The following is a 20,692-nucleotide window of genomic DNA, read 5'->3' as shown; positions in this document are numbered from 1 at the left end:
TGCGGTCTGCAACAAGCTGCTCAAACAAGCTTTTGCCATTGTAAAATCTGGTATTCCCTACCGCCCTGATTTTACTACTATTTCCGCCTAAGAAGCTTGACTTTTAACACAGTTCATGTTAAACTGAGCTAGTTCATTAAGCTTGTTGGGGATCTTCTCTGTATTAAAACTGTACTTCACCGCCAAACATTTTCTTAGACGTAAATCGTATAATTCTCTCATGGAATTATATGATTTCAACCGGTATAACATGGCCCATCGAGCAGCGGCCGTTTGGGAGAAGGGACACTTCTTAGCCGTGCGGCAAAGTGGTGATTGTAGAATCTGTCTTTACGCCATGGGTAAGTTTTTTGCCGAAGTCTGGTACCAGACTGATAATAATCAAATTGAGTTAGTCCGAGGCTTTAAAAGTATTGCTTGCCTGCAGCCTTACCTGGAGCTGGTGGACCTATCCGATATTATATCCTAGACCTAAATTATAGCAAACAAATGAAACAGGTTGTTCTTTTGGCAGCATTCGCTTTAACGACACTCGGCTGCCGGCAGGCGAAAGCACCGGCCACGCAGGCCAATGAGTTTTTTCATCTGATAATCTACGAAATGGAAGTTAGACCCGCTAATAAGTACCAGGCCTTTGTGGTTTATCCCGATGAGCAGGGAAAGCTCGATAGCGTACTCACCGCAAAGCCTTGGCGGCATGAATTCAAAGCCAGCACCGGTACCGTGCTCCGCGCCCAAGTAGCGGCCCGCCCAATTGACCCCGCTGAAAAAACGCCCGGTATGGTCCGCTTTAAAATCTATGTCGATGGTGCTTTGGTCAATAACAGTGTGAGCCGAAGAGCCGATATAGAACATAAAGTGGAGTAGCTAATCACAGACCAAAAGAGCGTGAATGCTGGCTGCTATTGCGTAGGACCATTATCTACTTTGGCTTCCAGGGCTACCTGCAGCTGTTGAGAAAGCGAAGAAAGTAAATCATAACCGGTTGTACTTTCAATTTCATCGATACTGGTGCGATAAGTACCCCAATCCGAACGTACCGTCTGGTTATTGGGGGTATTTACTGCTATCACGCGGGTGCTGCTGGTAATACGATTCAGGTCATCATTGCCCTCCGGCAAGACCACCAGCACTTTCCAGATTTGTGCCGGCACCGTGACCTTTCCATCCGCTATGGTTTGTTTCCTGCCATTACTGCCCGTACCCCCTACCCCATAGCTGCCCATAATCACATACACTTCCTGGCCATCCCCAACTAAATCCCGGGTATAATCTTCCAGGTTCGCCCAGGCTTCCTGATTGTTCTTAGGGGCCTGGGGAATCATGTTGGTCATGAGAAAGGTAGCTGAGTTATCTTCCTCCGTTTTGGTTCTATCGGCCGAGGGAACGTTATGCCCTCTATCAAAGCCACTGCCACTATAGGCAGATGGCCCTACTCGGTACCAACCGGCCGGTAAGGTATTATCTGCCCGGAAATCATCCTGGCGGGGAGCGGAGCCTAACCAGTCCTGGCTTACGTGCCAGCTCACCCAATTAGGCGTGCCACGGTCCCGGCTGTAAGAGAAGGTGTACTGTGGTTTTTGGATAAGAAAATTAGTAGCATTAGTTGGGTCAGCCGTGGCATTACTTGGATTACCCAGCAGCAGATGCTCGCTGGGAATCAAATCTATTGTCCTGGCCGGGGCAACTTCGGTTTCTTTACACCCAGCCAGCACGAGGATAAAAAACAAAAAGGAGATTAGTTCTTTACTACGCATGCGTTTTACTTCACTACGGAGTTAATTACGGAGGCAATCTCTTTCAGCAGATTAACATCCTGTTTAACCCCCTTCTCTATTTGAGCGGCATCCAGCACCGGCCGATAATTTCTTTCTTCATCCGGCTCAAACATAATCCAATGTCCGTCTACCTCCACCTGTATTTTATGGGTATAGCCGGTCATGAGCACCTGAGCCGGGAAGGAAAGTTCTTGGCCTTTATAGGTAACGGGTATTTCTAAAGAATTATCGAAGGTATCCATAGTAGGGGAAACGCAAGGTTTATATTTAAAGTTGAAGGCTTGTTTTTACTTCCAAAGCTAAAGGGTTGTGACGAGCATCATATTTTTACCTCTCCTGTAACTTCAAACGGCTGTTCATAAGGGTCTGACTAGCAGCAAGTCTTTCCGGTTTACCCCTCCCCTTTTTTCAAAAAGCACCTGGTTGCACTTTGTTGTACTAAATAAATTAGTAAATATTTACTAAATATGATATATAAAATTTACTTTTGTTCGTATATGCTAATTATATTAGTTTAATCTTACCAGTAGCTTATGAACAAAGTAAAAAATGCAGACACGGTCCATTGGATATTGTTAGGGTATGATGCGGAAACCAAGCTGCCTTTATTTAGTTCTTACGTCAAAGCTGGCTTTCCTTCCCCGGCCGAAGATTATGCTGAAGAGCGCATCAGTCTCTTAAACTTTCTATCGGGTAATCCCACCGCCACTTTCTACGTCTTGCTGGAAGGAGATTCCATGATTGACTTTAACTTATTTGAAGGGGATTTACTCGTGATTGACCGCTCCCTGGAAGTCCGTTCGGGAGATATTATCCTGGCCAACCTGGATAATGAGTTTACGGTTAAAATGCTCGAAATTACCGAATCTGGGGCCAGGCTGGTCCCGGGTAATAAGAAATACGCACCGGTTACTATTACTAAAAATTCAGAATTGGAATTACTCGTCTGGGGCGTAGTACGGGGCATTGCCAGGAGGTTCCGCAAATGACTAGCTTGTTCCTCCATGCCGATATTAATAACTGTTATGCTTCTATCTTCCGGATTTTTAAACCAGAGCTGAATGGTGTGCCCTTGGTGGTCCTGAGCAACAACGACGGCTCAATCATCGCCCGGTCCCAGGAAGCCAAGGATTTAGGCATCCAGATGGGGCAACCATTTTTTGAAGCCAAACCCATTATTGACAAATACCAGGTACGCGTTTACTCCAGCAACTACCCACTTTTTCACGATATGAGTACCCGTTTCCACCGGACGCTGGGCACCTTCTCGCTTCACCAGGAAATCTACAGCATCGACGAGGGCTTTTTAGACCTGGGGAATTTCTATCAGACCAATCTGCAGCAGTATGGCGCGGACATCAAGCGAACGGTTTGGAAATGGCTGGGTCTGCCTATCTGCGTGGGCATTGCCCCTACTAAAACCCTGGCCAAGCTGGCCAACCGGATTGCCAAGAAATCAAAAAAAGCCCAAGGCGTTTTAGTCTTAAACCAGCCGGCACATATTACGGCGGCCCTCAAAATCACGGACGTCGGCGACGTGTGGGGCATTGGCCGGCAGTATGCTACCAAACTCCGAAACTTCGGGGTACTAACGGCCTGGGATTTAGCCAATGTAAACGATGCTTTTGCCAAAAAACATTTAACCATTGTGGGTTTACGCATTGTAAAGGAGCTGCGCGGCGAAGCCTGCGCGGATTTGGAAATTGAACCACCGGCGAAGAAAGGTATTTGCACCAGACGCTCCTTTGGCCAGCCGGTAATGTCGCTGGATTTGTTGCAGGAAGCGGTAGCCACTTATATGACCCGCAGCGCTTTTAAACTGCGAAAACAAAAAAGCCGCTGTTCGCAGTTGAGCGTTTTTGTGGAAACCAACCCTTTTAACCCGAACCAGGCCCAGTATAACAATTGCAAAACCATTCAGCTGCCGGTGCCGACCAACTCTACCCTGGAACTGGTGAGCTATGCGCTTACCGCCTTAAAAGCCATTTACCGCGAAGGTTATAAGTACAAGAAAGCGGGTGTACTCCTGGATGATATCAGCCCAGCCACGGCCATGCAGGGCAATATTTTCGATACCATTGACCGCGGCAAGCACCTGGACCTGATGCAAACCCTGGATTTACTAAGCAGCAAAATGGGCAGCGGCCTGGTAAAAGTAGCCAAAGAAGGTATGGAGAAATCCTGGAAAATGAGACAGGATTATAGTACGCCGTGTTATACCACGCGCCTGGAAGATATACTGGTAGTGCGATAAATTAAAAATAATCCTTAAAAGCTAAAGACAGGGGCTTTGCCATTGGACTAGCGGTTAAACCCCAATAAGGTCGGCGAATCTTAAGGTTACTTAGGCTATTATAAGATTGATAGTTATTCGCTTATGAGATTGTCCGTTCTTAATAACAGCTGTAAAGTGCTACTGATTATTAAAGAAACTGAGCAGTATTTCTATTGATAAAACTACGCCGCATAAACCCATAAGCAGTTGCCAGAATGGCAGCAGCCAGCCATTGAATACCGGTTTAAGAAAAATAAGACCAATGGCCATTAAACTATAAACCACCCAGACCGGTGCGTTTTCTTGCCAAAGTAAAAGCAACATACCAATGAGGAGCGGTATTGCTGAAAAAATAAATTTAGGAGACAGTTCTTTTGTTGCCATTTATAAATAATGCATAATCAACATACTTACTACATAAACAGATGAAAACTGCGACGAACCTATGGTAAGGGGATACTATTTTTCCACTTACTTCCTGCCATTATTATGTGTCAGCTTAAACAGATAACATGAAAACACATAGGACACTACCCGTCATGTTAAAAGCAAAAGAAATCATGCTGAGGGTCTTGTACGTTTCCTTTTCCATAAATTCTTTACGGTCATTCAGTGTAAGCAAAAAGGTACAAATAACACCGATAGTTAGGCTGACGATAATAATATAAGGTATTGCGTCCATGATTCTCAGTTCTTTGTATTAGGATAAAATACCAATAAGCAATAAATACCTATTCCAAACAATTACGATTTATCTTTAAGCAGGGTGCCAGTAAACGAATTTTACAAAAGGGAAGAAAAGAGAACCTATACAACTATAGTACGCTCCACTATACTATTATTCCGTCAATTGATTCCCAATGTTACTTATATTACTTATGATTCTTTATTACTTATCATATAATAATTCGGCACACAAATAAGATAATATTACTGAGCCCTATAAAAACATAGTAATACAATATTACTCATCAGCTAAAAAGAAAATACTAGCGGTGGGCAACGTATTCCCCGGCTGGGCGCCTTGCCAACGGTCGTTCGCTGGTCCGGAACTTACCCGCATTTCCGGTACCTGGCTTCTGGTATCCATCGGACCGGACGCTGATACCAGTTAGACAGCCTGCTAACCAATTGCTGTCAGTTATTTTTAGCTAACTTTTAACAATAATCTCAACGGAATCTAGCCCTTTCAATTAGCCTTATAATTAAGATCCTCGCTTTTGTCTCTTGTTACTTCTGTATAAGTAAAGCTTTTCTCATCCAGCAATACCCCATTCTTATAGACGGTAAACTTCATGGTCATAGTAGCAGGACCAGACTGAACCGGAGAAAACCCGGTTATTGTCGAAATTTCTAATTCTTCTACATTGTCCGCTTCTATAGAGAAACTAGCAGCCTTTAAATCATCGCCGATTAAAGCTGCCGGCACTATGTCGTTGGTACCCCTATATTTAAACTCTCCTCCGCTGATAGAAATAATTTTATTGAATTTCTCATAATCTCCGCTTTGATTGAAGTCTACCCGGAAAGAGGCTGTATTGGGTGTTGGGTCAGAACCATCCTTACCACAACTAGCTAGCAAAAGAAACAGTGCTAAAATGCTACTTAAGTACGATAAACTTTTCATGGAAGTAGGCTTTAAGGATATTTACTATCGTAGCTTTATTTTGTTTATTTGAGAGGCATTTTTTGGATGAATAATATCATTAAAATCCTTAAATGGTATTCCATTCCTGTTCCCACCCGTAGCTTTATGCACAGTCACGTTTGACCGGATGCCGGAAGCCTTTTCAAACCTAGCCAGGCTTATCTTATCTACCGGAATTTCAAAGCTTTTGCCTTCCACTTTAAACAAAAGGCTATCCGCCAATTTCTGCGGTAAAGGAACATCCTTGCCGGTTACGTGGATGGCCAAAGCGATATCGTACATTTTGCCTTGATAGTCATTATCAAAGGCCGTATGTTTTTTTACATCAGCCCAATACCTTACAGCTCCCTGTAACTGGCCCTTGGCTATACCGCCGCCAAAAGAAATAAAAGCGGCGTTATCTAAATCAAGCTTATGTTTATATAGCTGGTAGAAGCTCATTAGGTCAATGGGATTCTCCCCAAATAGAACGTTCCTGGTGCGCGCCGGGCTGCCTACAAAATCAGCTATCCACATTCCGTTCTGCCGGTCACTGCCCGCGGCTACTCCTTTAAAACCATAATTCCGTAAATCCCATCCCACTATTATTTCACTGCCTGGTTTGGTCAGAGGGAACCCTATGTTCTCGTAGGGTCTGCCGGTGGTTTCTTGCGTATCCTTAACCAAGTGAATAAAGGGAGAAAACCGCTTTATCGTATCCATATCCAACCCTCTTTCCTGGATGAGATAGTGCAATTTAAACACAGAAGCTTTAGGAGCTTCGAAGCGGCTTGTATCAAATGCTATCGGCGCAGGGGGGGTGTACTTTATAGGAATGCACTGAGACTCGTTTACATAGGTTTGGAGTACCTTATTTACGCCGTTAATGGGGTGTTCATAGCTAATGTTAAACTTATCGAGCCTATTTTTCACGAACTCTATTATATCCCCCCGGTCCTGGGTACCATTCCGATTATAATAAAGCTTTCTGGCTGGGTCAATCAGAACGGTATCGCCATCCGGGTGCTTAAATTCCAGGGTTACGCGTCCCTTTTTCAAATCAACCCGGTAGCCCAAAGATTCCGCCACTGCGGTTATGGGAACGTTCTCTCGGTAGTCCTGAAAAGTCATGACTTTTACATTTTAATACCCCGGCTTACATTTTCTTTCCCTTTTGTAACATCTAAATTGGAATTGCGGCCTTGCTCCCTGGCTTGTTCAACGGACGTTATGATGTAACCTCTGCTCTCATTTAAATCGAGCCGGACAACAATAGCTTCTTTGGTGGCCTTGCCTTCAATTTCTATGGCCAGCCCGTTTCTTAATTGCTCTTTCTGCGCCGGCGTTAATACGGTGTCCTGGATAGAATGCGGTATCTGAATGGCCCCTACCCGGGCACTTAGAATTTCTTTTGTGTCTTTATCCAACTGGTGCAGATGGGGTTCTATGGTGCCGTTATAGGACTTAGACGCTTTTACAATCGGCTCCCCGGTCAGCATTTTAGCCCATTGCTCAGGCGAGGCCTCAATGGTATTTATTGGTTTAGCCAGAATGGGATGAACACCCAATGACAAGGTATTATCCGGGTTGCGGGTGAGGCTCAGCTTAGCCTGGGTCTGCATCGGCTTCATCCCTTCTCCCAATTGAATTTTCAAAGAGATTAAACCCGTCCGGTGCCCGTTAAGCAAATCGGCCAAGTCCTGAGGTTGCATGGTAATTACATCCCTTCTACTCATTCCCAACTGCTCAAATTGAGCGTACGGCAAATCTTTAATTTGGAAACTCATAGCAGATATTATTTAAATGTATTTTTAAGAATTATATTTGAGTAAATATACATATTATAAGAGGATTTACTGACCAGCAACCAAAATTATTTCTTTTTTATATACCATATAAGTATAATTGCAAACATTATATACAATATATGAAAACGCTAAAAACACTATTTATTGTTCCTGTAGTGGCTTTTTACACAGCTGTCTACGGCCAGTTCAACACGATTAAGCAGGTAAAAAATCTGCCGCAGGTACAAGTGGATGCGGCTACAGCCAGGACAGGGATAGTGGCGATAACATCGCCTTTACAAGCGATTGACTCCACCAGATTTAAACCGGTAGCAGGCCCCACTGGCACCGGGGTTTCCATGCCGCTTTCCAGGCCGGTTATTAATAGTCATTTTGGGTATCGGGTAGACCCTTTAACGGGCAAAGAAAAGTTTCATGATGGCATCGACTTCAGGGGGTATGCTGATTCGGTAATGGTCATTATGCCAGGGGAAGTAAATAAAGTGGCTTATTCCCGAGGCTTGGGAAACTATATTGAGGTGAAGCACGGTGATTTTCAAACCACCTACGGCCATCTGTCTTTGGTGATGGTCCGGGAAAAAATGAAATTAAATGCCGGCATCGTCATCGGTATAACTGGTAGCACCGGCAGAAGCACCGGAGACCATTTGCACTTTGCCATCAGGCACCGAGGCCAGAACATAGACCCCGTCCCTTTTTTAGATATAATTTACCGGACCCTGAAATTACAAGCCCGAAAAAAAAACAGCGGCAACTAACAACTCCCTTCCTTTTCGATAATGCTGATAATATCGGTTATCTGGTCCGAGAACTCTGTTTTTAAAAGTTTCAACCGCTCTACCGCAATACTGTTGTAAACTAGCGGTTGGGATAAATTTTCAGATTTTTTTATAACTTCAAATTCCTCTGAAAACATGGAATGTAGGTGAAAGTGTTCTCCGTAATAATTAACGAGCTGCAGGAGCATCTCCAGGGTTCCTCCTATTCCATTTTCTAAGCGTGATATCTGGTTTTGCTGTACCTCCAACGTCGCTGCCAGTTCTTTTTGAGAAAGTTCCATCGCCTTCCTAAGCATTTGCAGGCGTTCACCCAGATCGGTTATGGTTAAGTTCATGCGTGTAGAAGTGGTCTTTTAAGGATTCTATTTCCCGGTTGATTCTGGCAAAGTTCTGATCTAGGATATAATTTCTTTCCCCATCATCACCAAAATTATAAAATATTGGCATATTAACATATAATTCTTCCTCCTGTGATATGAATTTTACATCCAGGTCGATTTTACAGTTATAGGTGCTGTTTACGTGCTGCCCGTCGTACTTGGTGTTATCAAAAGCCACCTGTGCCACCACCTCCCCGGCAGCCAACGTGGCTATTTTAGAAGCTGGAATTAAGTCGCCCATTTCCTCATTCATCGACATCGAGGTGCTGCTGCGGTCAATGCTGATTCCTTCCCGCTGCTGCCTTACCTTACCAAAAAGCTTTTCCAACCAATCCAGCGTATCCTTGTTTCTGACGGATCCGGAAATAACATTAGCGGCCACCGAGCAAATGGAATCAGCCGTTTCCTGACCGTATTGCTGCTTCAACTGGGGCAATTCCTGTAAGCCCAGTAAAACGGCTATTTTGTTGCTTCTGGCCGTGGCAATCAGGTTCTCTACCTTGTGCACGTACAAGGTTGGAGATTCGTCTATAATCAGGCCACAAGGCAAGTTCCCTTTAGAATTGATAAGCTTGGTCATGCGATTCAGAATAAGCGCGTTGCAGGCGTTGTTAATGCTCTGCGTGGCCGGGTCATTGGCGATTACCACCACCGCCGGATTATTAGGATCTGTAATTTTAAGCTCAAAATCATCCCCGGAAAGCACCCAGAACGTTTCCCTGGTGGCTAACCGGCCCACGTTAATTTTCAGGGTACCTATCTGGCCCTCCAGTTGGTCAAAAGCTTTGTGTTGGTAGGCACTCCGGAAAGGAGATAGTAAACTGATTAATTGCGGTTCTGAAAACAGCATTTCAAATATTTCATCATAGCCCAGGTTTATAAAAGCCAGTACGTGCGGGAAAGTAGAATACTTGCCGCCCTGGTGCCGGCTCAGAAAAAAGATGCAGCTGGCCAGAAAGTTTACCGCGGACTGAGTAAAAAACTGCGCAACCCCGGATTCTTTATCGCTCTTCATCAGGCTTTGCAATAAGGCCTCGGCCGTTTCGGTGGCATCAGCCAGCGTAGGCAGGTACTTGGGTTTTAGCGGGTTAAAACGGCGGCTGTGCGCCACGCTGTTAAAATTTATCACGTGGAATTTAAAATCCTTCAGCGGGCCCTTTTTCTTGTTGAGCAGGTAATGGTAATAAGCCATTTTGCCCAGGTCCGGAAACTTAAAATCATAGATAGCCATGGCAAACCCTTTGGCCAGCATCTGTTTAATAAAAGGGTTGACAATGGAGTAAGACTTACCGGAACCAGGGGTACCAATGAGCAGCGTAGCCCGGAAAGGGTTAACAATATTCAAATAGCCTTTATTAATTTTCCGCTGGTGATAATAGAGCATGGGGATGTTAATGCTGAAGGGTGTTTCCATCAGCTGTTGGCTTTGCGCGAAGGATTCATTTTCTATGTTGAACCTATCTTTCATCAAGCCACTCTGGATGTGCTTGGAAATATTATCCAGCGCCATGTTTATCATCACGGCGCCCACCAGGGAAAGGACCATGTAAGCCGCATCATACCAGGTAACTTCGAAGGCTAAAATTTTAGTTGTTTGGTGGAAGTAGAAATAAACCGAGCCAAAGAAAAAAACCAAGCCCATCAACAGCGGTAAAAAGATGTGCTTAACCGGGTTAAAGTTTAAGTTCTTCCGGGCCTTGGTACCGATGGCCACCATTAAAATCAGCAGGAAGGTAAAAGCCTTGGCGTAATAGATATCCTGATAGATGCCGATGCGTTGCAGCTTGGATAATACCGGCTGGATGCTGGCGGTAAACCCGGCCTCCGCAAATAGGAAAATCAAAAACTCTAAAAACAGCACAAAGTAGACAAAGCCCTGCAGAAAGGAATGGAGCTTTTTTAGTTCGCTTGATTCTTCCATCGCTGCCTACAAAGTATCTGCCTTTAATACATCCGAATAATCGACTTTCAGGGAAATAGCACGGCCGGAAACCTGTTTTTCGGCTATCTCAATGTTAAACACCTTCTCCTCCGGGAAGCTGAATTTCTTGAACACAAACACGTTGCGGTACCGGCGCTTAAAGCTATCCTGGTTAAAGAGCCGGTGCACCGGCTCGACTTCTAACTGCTGGAAATTGGTTGATTTCACCTGTTTTTTATCCTGGATTTTAAACCGGATTTGGTCTATATCATAGCTGATATTGGTTTTATTTTTCAGGGAAAGGTCAATAAAGAAGTAATCCCCCATGGTATAAATGTTATTCACGGCGGCCACCACCTTATCTTTTCGGGTGGTAACGGCAGGCCGCTGCGCCTTGTGCTGCATGGCCTGGAGCGAGAAGCTTTTCATCTCCTGCACACTCATGGATACTTCCGGATTTAAATATTCATCGACCTGGGTAGGATCAATTCTCACCTCGGTGCTGGCCATGGCGATAGGCGCATAAGTAAGTTTATACTGGACCAGGTACCGTTCCCCTACGATGGTGACAACACCCAGCCGGGGATTGGTTTTCTTGGGCTTGATGCGAAAAATATTATCCACCGGAATATCGCCGGCCACGTCGTCGGTAGAAATATCGACGTACTTGATGGGGCCCGGGCTGACAATGTGGGTAGAAATACATTCATTCACATAAATTATTTGGGGCGGTTGGGACTGACTGAAAGCAGCAAAATCTATAGCCAGCAGGGCCAGCAGCGTCATGATATTTTTCATATTATAGTTTTTTGGCCTTGTTATCAATTAAATAAACTATCGTGTTGTATTTGAGCTTGGCTTTGTTCTGCTTCACCGCCTTGCCTACGGCCCTGGTGGTGGTCTGCGCCATTTTATCCATCATGGAGAAAAGCATTTGATTGGTGTTTTCGGGGTTATCGCCAAAGTCAATCGTCTGGCCACTGGTAGTGTTGGAGGCCAGCTGCCTGGTGAACTCCCGGAACTGCGAACCAGGCACGTATAAACCAGCTAAACCGTCGTTATCATAAATGCTTAGGTCTACCGGTATAATCTGGTTACCATACAAAAGGGAAGAAACCGTAATTTCCACCCGTTGCGCATTGAATCCCGAAACAATGCCGTACAGATAGGCACCTTTTTCTATCTCATAATCACGCACGTAAATATCATCCAGCAGCCTTATGCGAATGCGGCCACCCTCCCGAACCTTCAGACCTTCATCCAGGATAGCTTTTATAAATTGTTCCTGGCCATCATTGCGGACGGTGTTGAAATATGCGGCGTTGGGATTGGCTGTTTTGCGAACGGCCAGGGGTTCCGGGGCCTGCTCTTTGGCTGCTTTTGGCGGGGCTGCAGCCTTGCTGTAAGCTTTTTTACCCTTTGCCTGCTCCTCGTCTGCTTTCCCGAGGCTGTCAATAAAGCGCATTTGCTCTTTGAACAGGCGCATTTCTTTCTCGTAGGCGGATTCACTTTTTTGGTAGAAGCGCGGTCGGGAGCTGGCAGCGGGTGCGGTAGCCGCATAGCGGTTCCGGTTGGCATTTTGCCTTTCCTGTACCTGGCTCATAAACTCGGGGCTTTGCCTACCGGTAAGAATGGCGTTGTTAATGCTATCGAGCATCCGCTTTTCCTTATCGGTATACACACTGCCGTATGGTTGCTGCTCTCCGCCTTCTTCCTCCAGTTCCTGGATGGCAGAATAATCCGTGGTGTATTTATGTTCTTCCAGGCCGGCCCCCAGTTTATTGTTGATACCTTTCTTTTCCAGGTTGGCATCGGGCAGGGTGGTTATAATTTCATCGGTTTCCTGTAAGCCATGCTTAGTTTCCAGGGCGGTGGCTGGCGGGAAAGTTTCCAAATACAGGTAGTTCAACAAAAATGAAAAAGGCAGCACAATTAAGGGCAACACGTATTTGGGCTTTTTAAAATCAATCTTTTTCATCTAAAATTTTATTAAGGTCTCTATTGATTTCTTTTAGCAACAAGCTATCCTTTAGGGTCAGACTATCCGGATTGATGGCCTTGGTTCTGCCGTAAAGGGTGAGCAGATCCAGGATGTCCCCGGTAATGGGTTTGCCGGCTGGCGGGGGTGCCGGGGCGCTTATCCGGTTCAGGAGGGCGCCGGCCGAACGGTTGTAGTCTTGCTGATGGGTAGCTTTTGTAATCAGGAAAATAGTTACGGCTACCAGGAGAATAAGAAACATGGCGGCAATGACCTTATCCGGCTGTTTCTCGGCATAAAGCCTGACTTTCTCCCTAGTGCCCGAATAAAGCCCAAGCATGCCATTAAAAGGATTTCTTTGCTTCATGTTCCAGGTCTTTATTGACTACTGTTTTCCAATTTTTGATTATTAGCCCGTGCGGGTTGTTTTCGGTGCGGGGCACGTCCTGCAAATCCCCTTCGGTTACCAGCAGCCTTTTTAAAATGGAAGTTTCCCGCTCTACCCGCTGCCTGGCGTAATAGCGGAAGTGCCGGTGCTGGTCTACCACAATACTATCGGTCTGGATGGTAAGCAGGGCTGAGCTGGCCAGGATGGAATTGTAATAGCCTTTTTCTTTCAGGTTGTTGTATTGGGCCAGTCCGCTTTCATCCACCAGGTACATGGCTTTGGTCAGGTTGTTTTTGATGTAAGCGTCGTCCGGAGGAAGCGTAAAAAAAAGCAGGTGGAACATATTGATGTGGCTTTCCATTTCTACCTGCCGGTTAGCTCCTAAATCCGTCTGCTGGACCAAAAGGGGAACATTGTGGTCTATCACGTAGAGCTTTTTGCGCTGCTCGTTAATAAGCGAATAGGCAAAAAAGAAAGTCATTCCGGCAATTAAAAGGCTCGTTAAAAAACTGCCGATGCTGATAACAAAGGCCAGTTTTATTTTATTTTCGATTTTGTTGATCATAATTCCCTCACTGAGTTTTTATAAATTCTCTCTCAACCTGTCATTATTTGAGCATGCCGGTACCGGCGCGGGCTACGGTGGTAAAGGCCTGGCTCACGCCCGTGGTATTGATTATCCAGGTAGAAATAACTGGGATGCAGAGCATGGACAGGGCCGCCATCAGCAGCGAAACAATGTAAAACCCTACCCCGCCGCTGGCCTGGCTCACGTAGGCAATGAACAACTCTTCATTCTCCATTACCGCTTTTAAAATTTCTATTTCCCGGTCCTGGCCATACCGAACCAGGACAAAAGAAATGGACATAATGATGTAGGCAATGGTGGAATACAGGCCTACCGAAATGTAGCGACCTATCCAGGTGAGGTAAGAATCGCGGAAGCCGGGAAAGATGCTCAGGGCAAAGGAAAACGGCCCTAGAATGACCAGAATGGCGGCGAAAATGATTTGAAACAGGAAAACGATATAGACACAGAACTGGAAAAGAACAATTACCAGGTACTCCAAAAGCCGCATTAAAGCAAAGTTGAGTTGGGCGGTTAGCATCAGGTAATAACCTTTCATTTTATCCAGCACCGGCGATAGGTCAATACCGAGCTTTTCCATCCAGTCCTTTTCTCCCGTTTCACCTTTTACCTGTTCAAAGCCCCCGGTGTCCTCGCTCATTTTTTTAGCTACCTGTTCCAATAAGGCTAAGCGCTCCAGGTGGCCATGCTCTACCGTGGCAATCTGCATTTCGTACATAGATTTAGCGGTGTCATTGACCACGGTAATAGGGAAGTTCATCACCTCGATAAAGCTGCTCCACAGCACAATGACCAGCGTTAAACCAAAGGGCCGCAGCAAGGGCATTATCTCCATGGTTTTGTCGCCGGCTATCATCTTATAGGCCTCCATCGCGAAATACAGCAGCATGGCAATGGCGGCGATGGCCTGCGCGTCGGAGTAAAAATTAAAAGTCAGCTCCGCTATATCCAGGTACAGCGTCTGCATTAAATCAAAAATGGTTTGGTCAATAAGCTCGCGCATTATTTCTGAGGAAGGGTTTTACTGGTTTTAAAAAGGGTGATGATGCGCAAATAATAGCCCCGCAGCACGGTTAAATCTTCCAGCGCTATTCGGAACCGCTCCGCCTTTTTAGCATCTGCCTCGTAGGATTCTTTGATTAATGTGATATCGCCATTGATGCGCTCCTGCTCACCCTTGAGGGCCAGCAACATATCGAAATCAACCCCTGCCGTAATAGCTTCGGCGTTTAGCAGGGCAATGCGGTTATTTAAGGTTTTTACCTTGTTTTCGTAGAGCAGGTGCCAGCTTTTATTCAGGCTCCGGTCTGCCATTTTAAACAGCTCCTGGTCCCGGATATCGGTTACATCTTTATCTTCCTGCTCCGTATTGGCCAGGTTAATTTTAGTAACGGCCAGCAAAGGCAATAACTGTTTCAGGTTGCGCCGGTCCGGGCCAGTGCGGTACTGGTTGTGAAACAGAATAAAATACCAGCGCGGGTTAAACCGGTTCCACCGAGTCATTACCTCCCGCTCCAGCTGGTAGCGGGTATTGGGACTGGTCACCGGTACTGCAGCGGGAGCTTGTGCCGTCCCTTCTGCAAAAAGGAATACCAACAGCCAACTGATAAGTAAATGTTTTCTCATGACCCTTACTTTCTTCTGCTTTTGTATTCATCCACTAGGGACTGAGCAATGGCTTTGCTGTTATTGGGGTATTTTAAACCCAGTGGATTCATGGCTTTCCAAAGTCCGGCGTACTTGGCTAGCCGCATTTTCCGGTTAATGCTGTAGGACAAACCCCGCATGATGCGTAATTCGTCTACCACGTGGCGAATTAGGGCCAGCCGCTCGGAATTGCTCATTAGGTTTACATCGGTGCCCACCACGGCTACCTGGTAGATGTAGGTAAACAGGTCAGCGGTCCGGTTAATTAATTCCAGTTCTGTTTTGACGGCAATAATCATTAATTCCGGATCACCTTTGGCCGTCTGCATCATTTCTGCCTGGTAGGTGCCTATATCCTTGGCAATGGTAGAGGCATAAATGATGTTTTTGCTTTGCCCGATAATGGATTGCACCGATTTCAGGGAATTGTACATCTTTTCTTCCAATTCCTTAATCTCAATCATTTTCAAAGTAATGGCCTTCTGGAAGGTGGCAATTTTGCTTTCATTATCCTTGATGTCATTCAGCGCAGCCTGTTGCGCGGTATGATTTATCACCAGCGTAGAAACCACGGTGGGGTCAAAAACAACTTGCTGGGCCAGTACCCCCCTGGCACTCCAGACCAGCATACTAAGCAGGTAGAAATACTTTTTCATGATATTGCCGATTTATAAGATTGGTGAAGTCATTTAGCTTTAGGCCTGATTGCCGGAAGTCCTGCACGAACCTGTCTAATGCTTCCTGATAGCTAGGGTATTGCTGCAGGTAAAGCGCCACCGCTTCCTTTTCTTTGCGCTCCGTGGTAAAGGTGAGATACTCGTGCAGGGAAACTTCTACCCCATACACTTCGCCCCTGGCTCCCCGCTTGATATAAACCTCTTTGAAGCGGCCCCGGCCCTCGTGGTTGTCCAGGTTGTTAATCGTGAAGATTTTATTTTGCTCCACTTCATTCAGTGCGAGCAGGTTGGCAATTTCTGAGAAGTTGTCTTTGAATTTGGTCTGGTCCAGCAGACAGATGGTGTCCGAGTTATTGATAATGCTGTTCTTTACCACCGCATTGCCGATAATATCATCCAGCTCCTGGGTGACGACCACCGCCTCACCCCAAAATTTTCGGACCGTTTTATAAACATACAGGATGTAACCGGCCATCAGCGGCGAGGCAATGGCTTTCCAGGCTTCTTCAATAATTAAAGCCTTGCGGTTCTTCTTATGACGCATTTTCTGCAGGAACACGTCCATAATAATGATGGTGGTAAGCGGGAAAAGTATTTTATGCTCTTTGATGGCATCTATCTCAAAAACAATAAACCTATCGTCAAACAGACTGGAATCCATTTCATTGTTCAGGATGGCCCCATACTCGCCGGCTAAACAAAACTTCTTCAGAATGAACCGGTAACTTTTCAGGTCGAATTCAATGGTTTCCTTTTCGGTTATCTCCGCGATTTTGGAAATAGAGAAATCATAAAAGGACTGAAAAGAAAGGTACCTGGCCTCTCTTTGTTGGGCATAAAAATCCTCGTAGTAGGCCGATATCACCGAGGAGATAACGCTATCCTCTATTTGGTTGACAGCGCCTGCCGCACCTTTCCAGAGTAAGCCGATGAGTGATTTTAAGAACTCCCGCTTTTCTTCGTTAAACTCCTCCCGCACAATCCGGAAAGGGTTCATGGTAATGGGCTTTTCTTCGCTGTAAGTAATGTAGCGGCCACCGTAGTACTGGCACAGCCCGGAGTAGCTGTGGCCGGTATCTACCAGGATAATATCCGTGTCCTGCAGCGCATATTGCCGAATCATGTGGTTCATGAAAAAGGACTTACCGGTACCCGAGGGCCCCAGCACAAACTTGTTCCGGTTATTCATGCGCTGGGTATGAATAGGTAGATCACTGGTGTCAATGGCAACCGGGATGCCTTGCCGGTCCGAAAACAAAATCTGAAATTCGGAGGCCTCATCCTGGAGCAGGCTTTCCTTAAACAGCAGGCAAATGGCGGCATCAGTGGTGGTCTGAAATTTATCGTAGTGTTTCAACTCCTCCTGGTTGCCGGGAATAGCGGCCCGGAAAAGCTCCAGTTGGTTAGTGGCTTGCTTGGAGGGAATGATGCCAAAACTAAACAGGCTGCTTTCCAGGTAATTGGTAGCCCTATCAATCACCTGGTCAGGGGCCGAAAGGATAATGTTATAGTGGCCGAATACCAGCAGTTGATTGTCCCTGGCTATATCGGTCATTACCCGGTCAATATCTGCCACGGCCAAATCATTGGCCGGGTCTGGCATGGAAGTATGCTTTTTTCTTTTAGCCGCAAGCTTGGCCAGTTCCAGGCGCTGGTCTGGTATCTGGATGGTTTGGTTATAGGCAATACAGTTGGTACCGGGTATCGCATGCAGAAAGTGCATCAGATCCACCGGTAAGCTATAACCTAAATTCAGATCGGTGTGGGGCTTGATGGTAGCCGGAAAATTAATTTCGTCAATGTCCACCAGCGAAATACTTTTAACCGTACGGTTACCGATTTTGATGCTCTCCTCCGAAGCGGAGAAATTGTTAAAGGAATAAACTTCATCGGAAAAATTAAAGGCCACAAACCGGTTCAGCAGGCTTATTATCTCCTTTTCTTTTAAAGGGACCGGCTGAAAGTTACGATTCTGCAGCACATCCACTACCTTGGCTACATTGCGCTCAAAATTCTTAAAATCTTTTTCGTCGTAGGTAAAAAATGTGGTCCGCTTCACATTCCGGGTGATGGTGAGATAAGTGGTAATATCCCGGTATTCCCGGCCGGTAAAAGCCTCGTTGTATTTTTGGCTTAAATAATCCGCGGACGCCTTCCCCCTGAACTTCTTTAAGGCCAGGATATCCAGCTTCTGAACCGTATACCCAGCTCCCAGGATTTTAATAATGTTGCTGAAAACATGGTGAAAATCCTGGTAGGCGGCAACGTCAGCGGAATATTGCAATACCGGATTGGTAATTTTTATAATAACCGAATGGTCGCTTTTCTCATGAAAAAGTACAGCGTAGGCATAGGTTTTAATACCTATGAAGGGTCGGGAAAATTCTTTGGCTTTCATAACGCACAAAAAGTAAAACGGTAAAGCAGCGAGGGGGAACAGTGCTAGGGTCTGGGGGTTCGCCTAAATTGCGGAGTAATGATATAGTTGCCGGCTGACCTGGTTTTGGTATGCAGGCCGTTTTTCTGTTGGTTGTGAATAAAAAGCATACCGCCTAAACCGATAACGATTAATCCCACCATTCCCGCTAGGGCGTGTACCAAGGTGGAAAGCAGTACGGCTGCTAAAAAAGCAAAAAGCATACAAGCCATTCCCCAATAGATAAACTTTCCTTTCAAAGATTTAAAAACAAGGGGCCGTTGCAACCCCTTATACACCTTAAATCCTTTTCCTTTATCGGGCTCCATAGCGGTTTAGATCCCGAAGAAAGCTTTGATAACGGTACCCACTAACATCAGGAAGATACAAGAACCCATCCAGCCCATAATAGACTTTTGCACGTCATTGTCGCCGGTGTTCCACTTGATGTAAACCCGAACACCACCTATCAGGCCAACCACCGCGCCAATGGCCAGGATTAAATTACCAATCGGGTCAAAGTAAGTGGCCAACTCGGAAGTGCCAGCATCAATGCCTGCCGCGCCCTGGGCGTTCGCCGCTAGCGCAGCGGTAATACCCAGCATCAATAAGAAGGCTCTTTTGGCAAATGGGGAGAAAAAAGAAGTCTGCATAACATTTAATTTAAGATGTTAAAAATGAGGAAACTGATTAAAAGGAAATGGATTGCGCTTCCAGCCTGGCCTGGTCCCTTAAGGATTGGAGATAAGCCGTTACCGATACGGCCTGTCCCTGTACCGGAATTTCTATTCTATCTGCCGCCGGTTCCTCCTGGTCAATTACACTGGCCCAGTCTTCGGCCTCCGCTGGGGGTGCCGGTTCAGCCACAGCCGGAGTGGCTAGTATTTCGCTGTTTTGTCCGGCATTATCAGCCGCGGAAGCATTAGTCGCCACGGAAGATGATGGCACCGGTGGTTCGGTCTGGTGAACTTCGACCGGCTTTTCTTCATAATCCGCTTTATGCACGAGTTGGGCCTTTTCTTCTTCGGCCATTAAATCGCTTACTTTATAGTGGATACCGGCTGTGGCCGCTATTTTAGGCCTTCCGGCCACGAAGAGGTCAAACAGAAAATTGAAGCCGTACCAGGCCAGGTAAATCGCAATAATTACCGTTATAAAGTTTCCCCACTCCATGATCTGCTATCTTAAGTTAATTGTTAAGTGCTATGCTAACCGTTAAATAGGAGCCAGGAATTGGAGTTAATGTCAATCAAAAAACAGGTTATCTCTTTTCTTTTCTCTTAAGACTTTTATCAGTTCTTTATGCTGTAATAAGAATTGTTTTAAAAGGTAACTGGCCAGCACATTGGAGTTGATCTTCGCCTCTTTCCTTAATAAATCCAACGCCTCACCGATGTTGTCATCGATATAAACCAGTCGCCGGTTAAAGCTAAACCCCTCTTTTTCCGCTTTTAATAGCTGTTGCAGTTCTGCCAAGCTACTAAAACCTGGCGCCTGCTGCCCGGTAAGCTTTTTTTTAGAGGTAGCCTTCGCTTTGTCGGCGCTACGGCTTGCCGGGGTGGGCTTGGTAATTGCCACCGGCTGAACCGCCGCCTTATCATCGGCGGGTGTTACTACATCGGGTGCCTCGTTATTTTCAAGGGCGCCTCTAATCTTGTTCAACAAATCCTTGCTCATAACAAATATACATTTAATAAGAATATAAAAAAATAAAATATCTTTTTAATATAAAATAATTTTTAAATACGTTATTTATAATTGTTGTATATACAAAAAACGTATTAATTTATATAACTTATCTATATTATATATTTATTATAGATATAATCGAACGGCTCCTGAATCAGGGACCGGGCTTCGCTGCTGATAGAAACCGAATCGATGCGTTCCAAGGCTACCCGTTCCGGAATTTTGGGGGCTATCGTTCCATAAGCAGCCAGCACCGCTCTTACCTGATCTTCGGTTTCATATTTTACCGTACCCTTAATCCGCATGGGCAGGTAAACAATTTTAACCGCGGGGTTTACATGCTGCGCTACCTTGGAAAAGAAAAGCGAGCTTTCAAAAATTGATTTTTCGTAAGCAAAAGGGCAGATAACCAGGTCTGCATCCCGGATAATGGCCAGCATGTTATCATCATCCAGTTGGCCGGGTGTGTCCAGCAAAACGTGGCCTTCTCCTTTCACCTGTTCCAGGGCCTTGGCGTATTTGGGATATTGTTCCATATCCAGTTTCATTACTTCGTACAAGGGCTCATTGGCATACATTTGTTTATCGCCTTCCCACCGGGCAAAAACCGTCTCCTGGTAGTCCATGTCTAAAATGATGATATTCTCCTTTTTGTCGAGCACCAGGTAATTAGCCAGTAACAGCGTTACGGTACTTTTACCTACGCCTCCTTTTTGGTTTGCCACAATTATTTTCATCTG

The 20,692-nt window shown here is 45.6% G+C and carries 27 protein-coding genes; 5 read left to right on the top strand and 22 right to left on the bottom strand.

Annotated elements, in window-relative coordinates:
• The first annotated feature begins 220 nt into the window (after window positions 1-220).
• Together F0145_RS25170 and F0145_RS25165 are read left to right on the top strand one after the other, a co-directional pair.
• Window positions 221-469, top strand: a complete 249-nt coding sequence (locus F0145_RS25170) for a hypothetical protein (protein ID WP_223816230.1) — start codon at window positions 221-223, stop codon at window positions 467-469.
• 131 nt (window positions 470-600) lie between these two features.
• Window positions 601-867, top strand: a complete 267-nt coding sequence (locus tag F0145_RS25165; protein WP_150093306.1) for a hypothetical protein — start codon at window positions 601-603, stop codon at window positions 865-867.
• Window positions 868-902: 35 nt separating this feature from the next.
• Here F0145_RS25165 and F0145_RS25160 read toward each other — a convergent pair whose 3' ends face one another.
• Both F0145_RS25160 and F0145_RS25155 read right to left on the bottom strand, forming a co-directional pair.
• On the bottom strand, window positions 903-1,757 hold the full coding sequence (locus F0145_RS25160; protein ID WP_150093304.1) for a DNA/RNA non-specific endonuclease: 855 nt from the start codon (window positions 1,755-1,757) through the stop codon (window positions 903-905).
• A 5-nt stretch (window positions 1,758-1,762) separates the two neighbouring features.
• Entirely contained in the window at window positions 1,763-2,020 is a 258-nt protein-coding gene (locus tag F0145_RS25155; RefSeq protein ID WP_150093302.1) for a hypothetical protein, read from the bottom strand.
• Window positions 2,021-2,311: 291 nt separating this feature from the next.
• Between F0145_RS25155 and F0145_RS25150 the strand changes: the two genes are divergently transcribed.
• Both F0145_RS25150 and F0145_RS25145 read left to right on the top strand, forming a co-directional pair.
• On the top strand, window positions 2,312-2,767 hold the full coding sequence (locus F0145_RS25150; protein ID WP_150093300.1) for a LexA family protein: 456 nt from the start codon (window positions 2,312-2,314) through the stop codon (window positions 2,765-2,767).
• On the top strand, window positions 2,764-4,032 hold the full coding sequence (locus tag F0145_RS25145; RefSeq protein WP_150093298.1) for a Y-family DNA polymerase: 1,269 nt from the start codon (window positions 2,764-2,766) through the stop codon (window positions 4,030-4,032). The genes F0145_RS25150 and F0145_RS25145 overlap by 4 nt, the downstream gene beginning before the upstream one ends.
• Window positions 4,033-4,191: 159 nt before the next feature.
• Here F0145_RS25145 and F0145_RS25140 read toward each other — a convergent pair whose 3' ends face one another.
• From F0145_RS25140 to F0145_RS25125, 5 genes are all read right to left on the bottom strand, one after another.
• Window positions 4,192-4,437: a hypothetical protein gene (locus F0145_RS25140; protein ID WP_150093296.1), complete on the bottom strand. Its 246-nt coding sequence runs from the start codon at window positions 4,435-4,437 to the stop codon at window positions 4,192-4,194.
• A gap of 580 nt (window positions 4,438-5,017) precedes the next feature.
• Complete coding sequence (locus F0145_RS26915) at window positions 5,018-5,143, bottom strand: hypothetical protein (RefSeq protein ID WP_262719958.1); 126 nt, start codon at window positions 5,141-5,143, stop codon at window positions 5,018-5,020.
• Between the two features lie 99 nt (window positions 5,144-5,242).
• Entirely contained in the window at window positions 5,243-5,680 is a 438-nt protein-coding gene (locus F0145_RS25135; protein ID WP_150093294.1) for a beta-barrel fold lipoprotein, read from the bottom strand.
• A gap of 24 nt (window positions 5,681-5,704) precedes the next feature.
• Entirely contained in the window at window positions 5,705-6,811 is a 1,107-nt protein-coding gene (locus F0145_RS25130) for a DUF3991 domain-containing protein (protein WP_150093292.1), read from the bottom strand.
• A gap of 5 nt (window positions 6,812-6,816) precedes the next feature.
• Window positions 6,817-7,467, bottom strand: a complete 651-nt coding sequence (locus tag F0145_RS25125; protein WP_150093290.1) for a DUF4099 domain-containing protein — start codon at window positions 7,465-7,467, stop codon at window positions 6,817-6,819.
• A 176-nt stretch (window positions 7,468-7,643) separates the two neighbouring features.
• Here F0145_RS25125 and F0145_RS25120 point away from each other — a divergent pair, with 176 nt between their 5' ends.
• Window positions 7,644-8,246: a M23 family metallopeptidase gene (locus F0145_RS25120; RefSeq protein WP_190277639.1), complete on the top strand. Its 603-nt coding sequence runs from the start codon at window positions 7,644-7,646 to the stop codon at window positions 8,244-8,246.
• On the opposite strand, the gene F0145_RS25115 is transcribed toward F0145_RS25120, so the two are convergent.
• The 15 genes from F0145_RS25115 to F0145_RS25045 all read right to left on the bottom strand — a co-directional run bounded on the left by F0145_RS25115 (window position 8,243) and on the right by F0145_RS25045 (window position 20,689).
• Entirely contained in the window at window positions 8,243-8,602 is a 360-nt protein-coding gene (locus F0145_RS25115; protein WP_150093286.1) for a helix-turn-helix domain-containing protein, read from the bottom strand. The genes F0145_RS25120 and F0145_RS25115 overlap by 4 nt on opposite strands.
• The gene (locus F0145_RS25110) at window positions 8,574-10,568 is read right to left on the bottom strand and encodes a type IV secretory system conjugative DNA transfer family protein (protein WP_150093284.1); all 1,995 of its coding nucleotides are present in this window, start codon (window positions 10,566-10,568) and stop codon (window positions 8,574-8,576) included. Before F0145_RS25110 ends, F0145_RS25115 begins: the two co-directional genes overlap by 29 nt.
• Before the next feature lie 6 nt (window positions 10,569-10,574).
• Entirely contained in the window at window positions 10,575-11,366 is a 792-nt protein-coding gene (gene traN / locus F0145_RS25105) for a conjugative transposon protein TraN (protein ID WP_150093282.1), read from the bottom strand.
• Between the two features lies 1 nt (window position 11,367).
• A complete protein-coding gene (traM, locus tag F0145_RS25100; RefSeq protein ID WP_150093280.1) occupies window positions 11,368-12,546 on the bottom strand; it encodes a conjugative transposon protein TraM in 1,179 nt (392 codons plus the stop codon).
• Window positions 12,533-12,913 carry a hypothetical protein gene (locus tag F0145_RS25095; protein WP_150093278.1) on the bottom strand — a complete coding sequence of 127 codons (381 nt, stop codon included), beginning with the start codon at window positions 12,911-12,913 and terminating at the stop codon, window positions 12,533-12,535. Before F0145_RS25095 ends, traM begins: the two co-directional genes overlap by 14 nt.
• Window positions 12,891-13,499 (bottom strand): conjugative transposon protein TraK, encoded by a 609-nt coding sequence (gene traK, locus F0145_RS25090; protein ID WP_150093276.1) that lies wholly within the window; start codon window positions 13,497-13,499, stop codon window positions 12,891-12,893. Before traK ends, F0145_RS25095 begins: the two co-directional genes overlap by 23 nt.
• 43 nt (window positions 13,500-13,542) lie before the next feature.
• A complete protein-coding gene (locus F0145_RS25085; protein WP_150093274.1) occupies window positions 13,543-14,526 on the bottom strand; it encodes a plasmid transfer protein in 984 nt (327 codons plus the stop codon).
• Complete coding sequence (locus F0145_RS25080) at window positions 14,526-15,149, bottom strand: hypothetical protein (RefSeq protein WP_150093272.1); 624 nt, start codon at window positions 15,147-15,149, stop codon at window positions 14,526-14,528. Before F0145_RS25080 ends, F0145_RS25085 begins: the two co-directional genes overlap by 1 nt.
• 5 nt (window positions 15,150-15,154) lie before the next feature.
• Window positions 15,155-15,826 (bottom strand): plasmid transfer protein, encoded by a 672-nt coding sequence (locus F0145_RS25075; RefSeq protein ID WP_150093270.1) that lies wholly within the window; start codon window positions 15,824-15,826, stop codon window positions 15,155-15,157.
• A complete protein-coding gene (locus F0145_RS25070; protein WP_150093268.1) occupies window positions 15,801-18,245 on the bottom strand; it encodes a TraG family conjugative transposon ATPase in 2,445 nt (814 codons plus the stop codon). The genes F0145_RS25075 and F0145_RS25070 overlap by 26 nt, the downstream gene beginning before the upstream one ends.
• Before the next feature lie 44 nt (window positions 18,246-18,289).
• A complete protein-coding gene (locus F0145_RS25065; RefSeq protein WP_150093266.1) occupies window positions 18,290-18,592 on the bottom strand; it encodes a DUF4133 domain-containing protein in 303 nt (100 codons plus the stop codon).
• 6 nt (window positions 18,593-18,598) lie between these two features.
• On the bottom strand, window positions 18,599-18,916 hold the full coding sequence (locus F0145_RS25060) for a DUF4134 domain-containing protein (protein ID WP_150093264.1): 318 nt from the start codon (window positions 18,914-18,916) through the stop codon (window positions 18,599-18,601).
• Window positions 18,917-18,953: 37 nt separating this feature from the next.
• Complete coding sequence (locus F0145_RS25055; RefSeq protein ID WP_150093262.1) at window positions 18,954-19,436, bottom strand: hypothetical protein; 483 nt, start codon at window positions 19,434-19,436, stop codon at window positions 18,954-18,956.
• A 72-nt stretch (window positions 19,437-19,508) separates the two neighbouring features.
• A complete protein-coding gene (locus tag F0145_RS25050; RefSeq protein ID WP_150093260.1) occupies window positions 19,509-19,940 on the bottom strand; it encodes a hypothetical protein in 432 nt (143 codons plus the stop codon).
• A 122-nt stretch (window positions 19,941-20,062) separates the two neighbouring features.
• On the bottom strand, window positions 20,063-20,689 hold the full coding sequence (locus tag F0145_RS25045) for a ParA family protein (protein ID WP_150093258.1): 627 nt from the start codon (window positions 20,687-20,689) through the stop codon (window positions 20,063-20,065).
• Window positions 20,690-20,692 lie beyond the last annotated feature (3 nt).

Origin of the sequence: Adhaeribacter rhizoryzae, assembly GCF_008629685.1 — a bacterium.
Classification (GTDB): domain Bacteria; phylum Bacteroidota; class Bacteroidia; order Cytophagales; family Hymenobacteraceae; genus Adhaeribacter; species Adhaeribacter rhizoryzae.
Note: the sequence above shows the minus strand (reverse complement) of the source record. Positions and strands in the feature narration are given on the sequence as shown.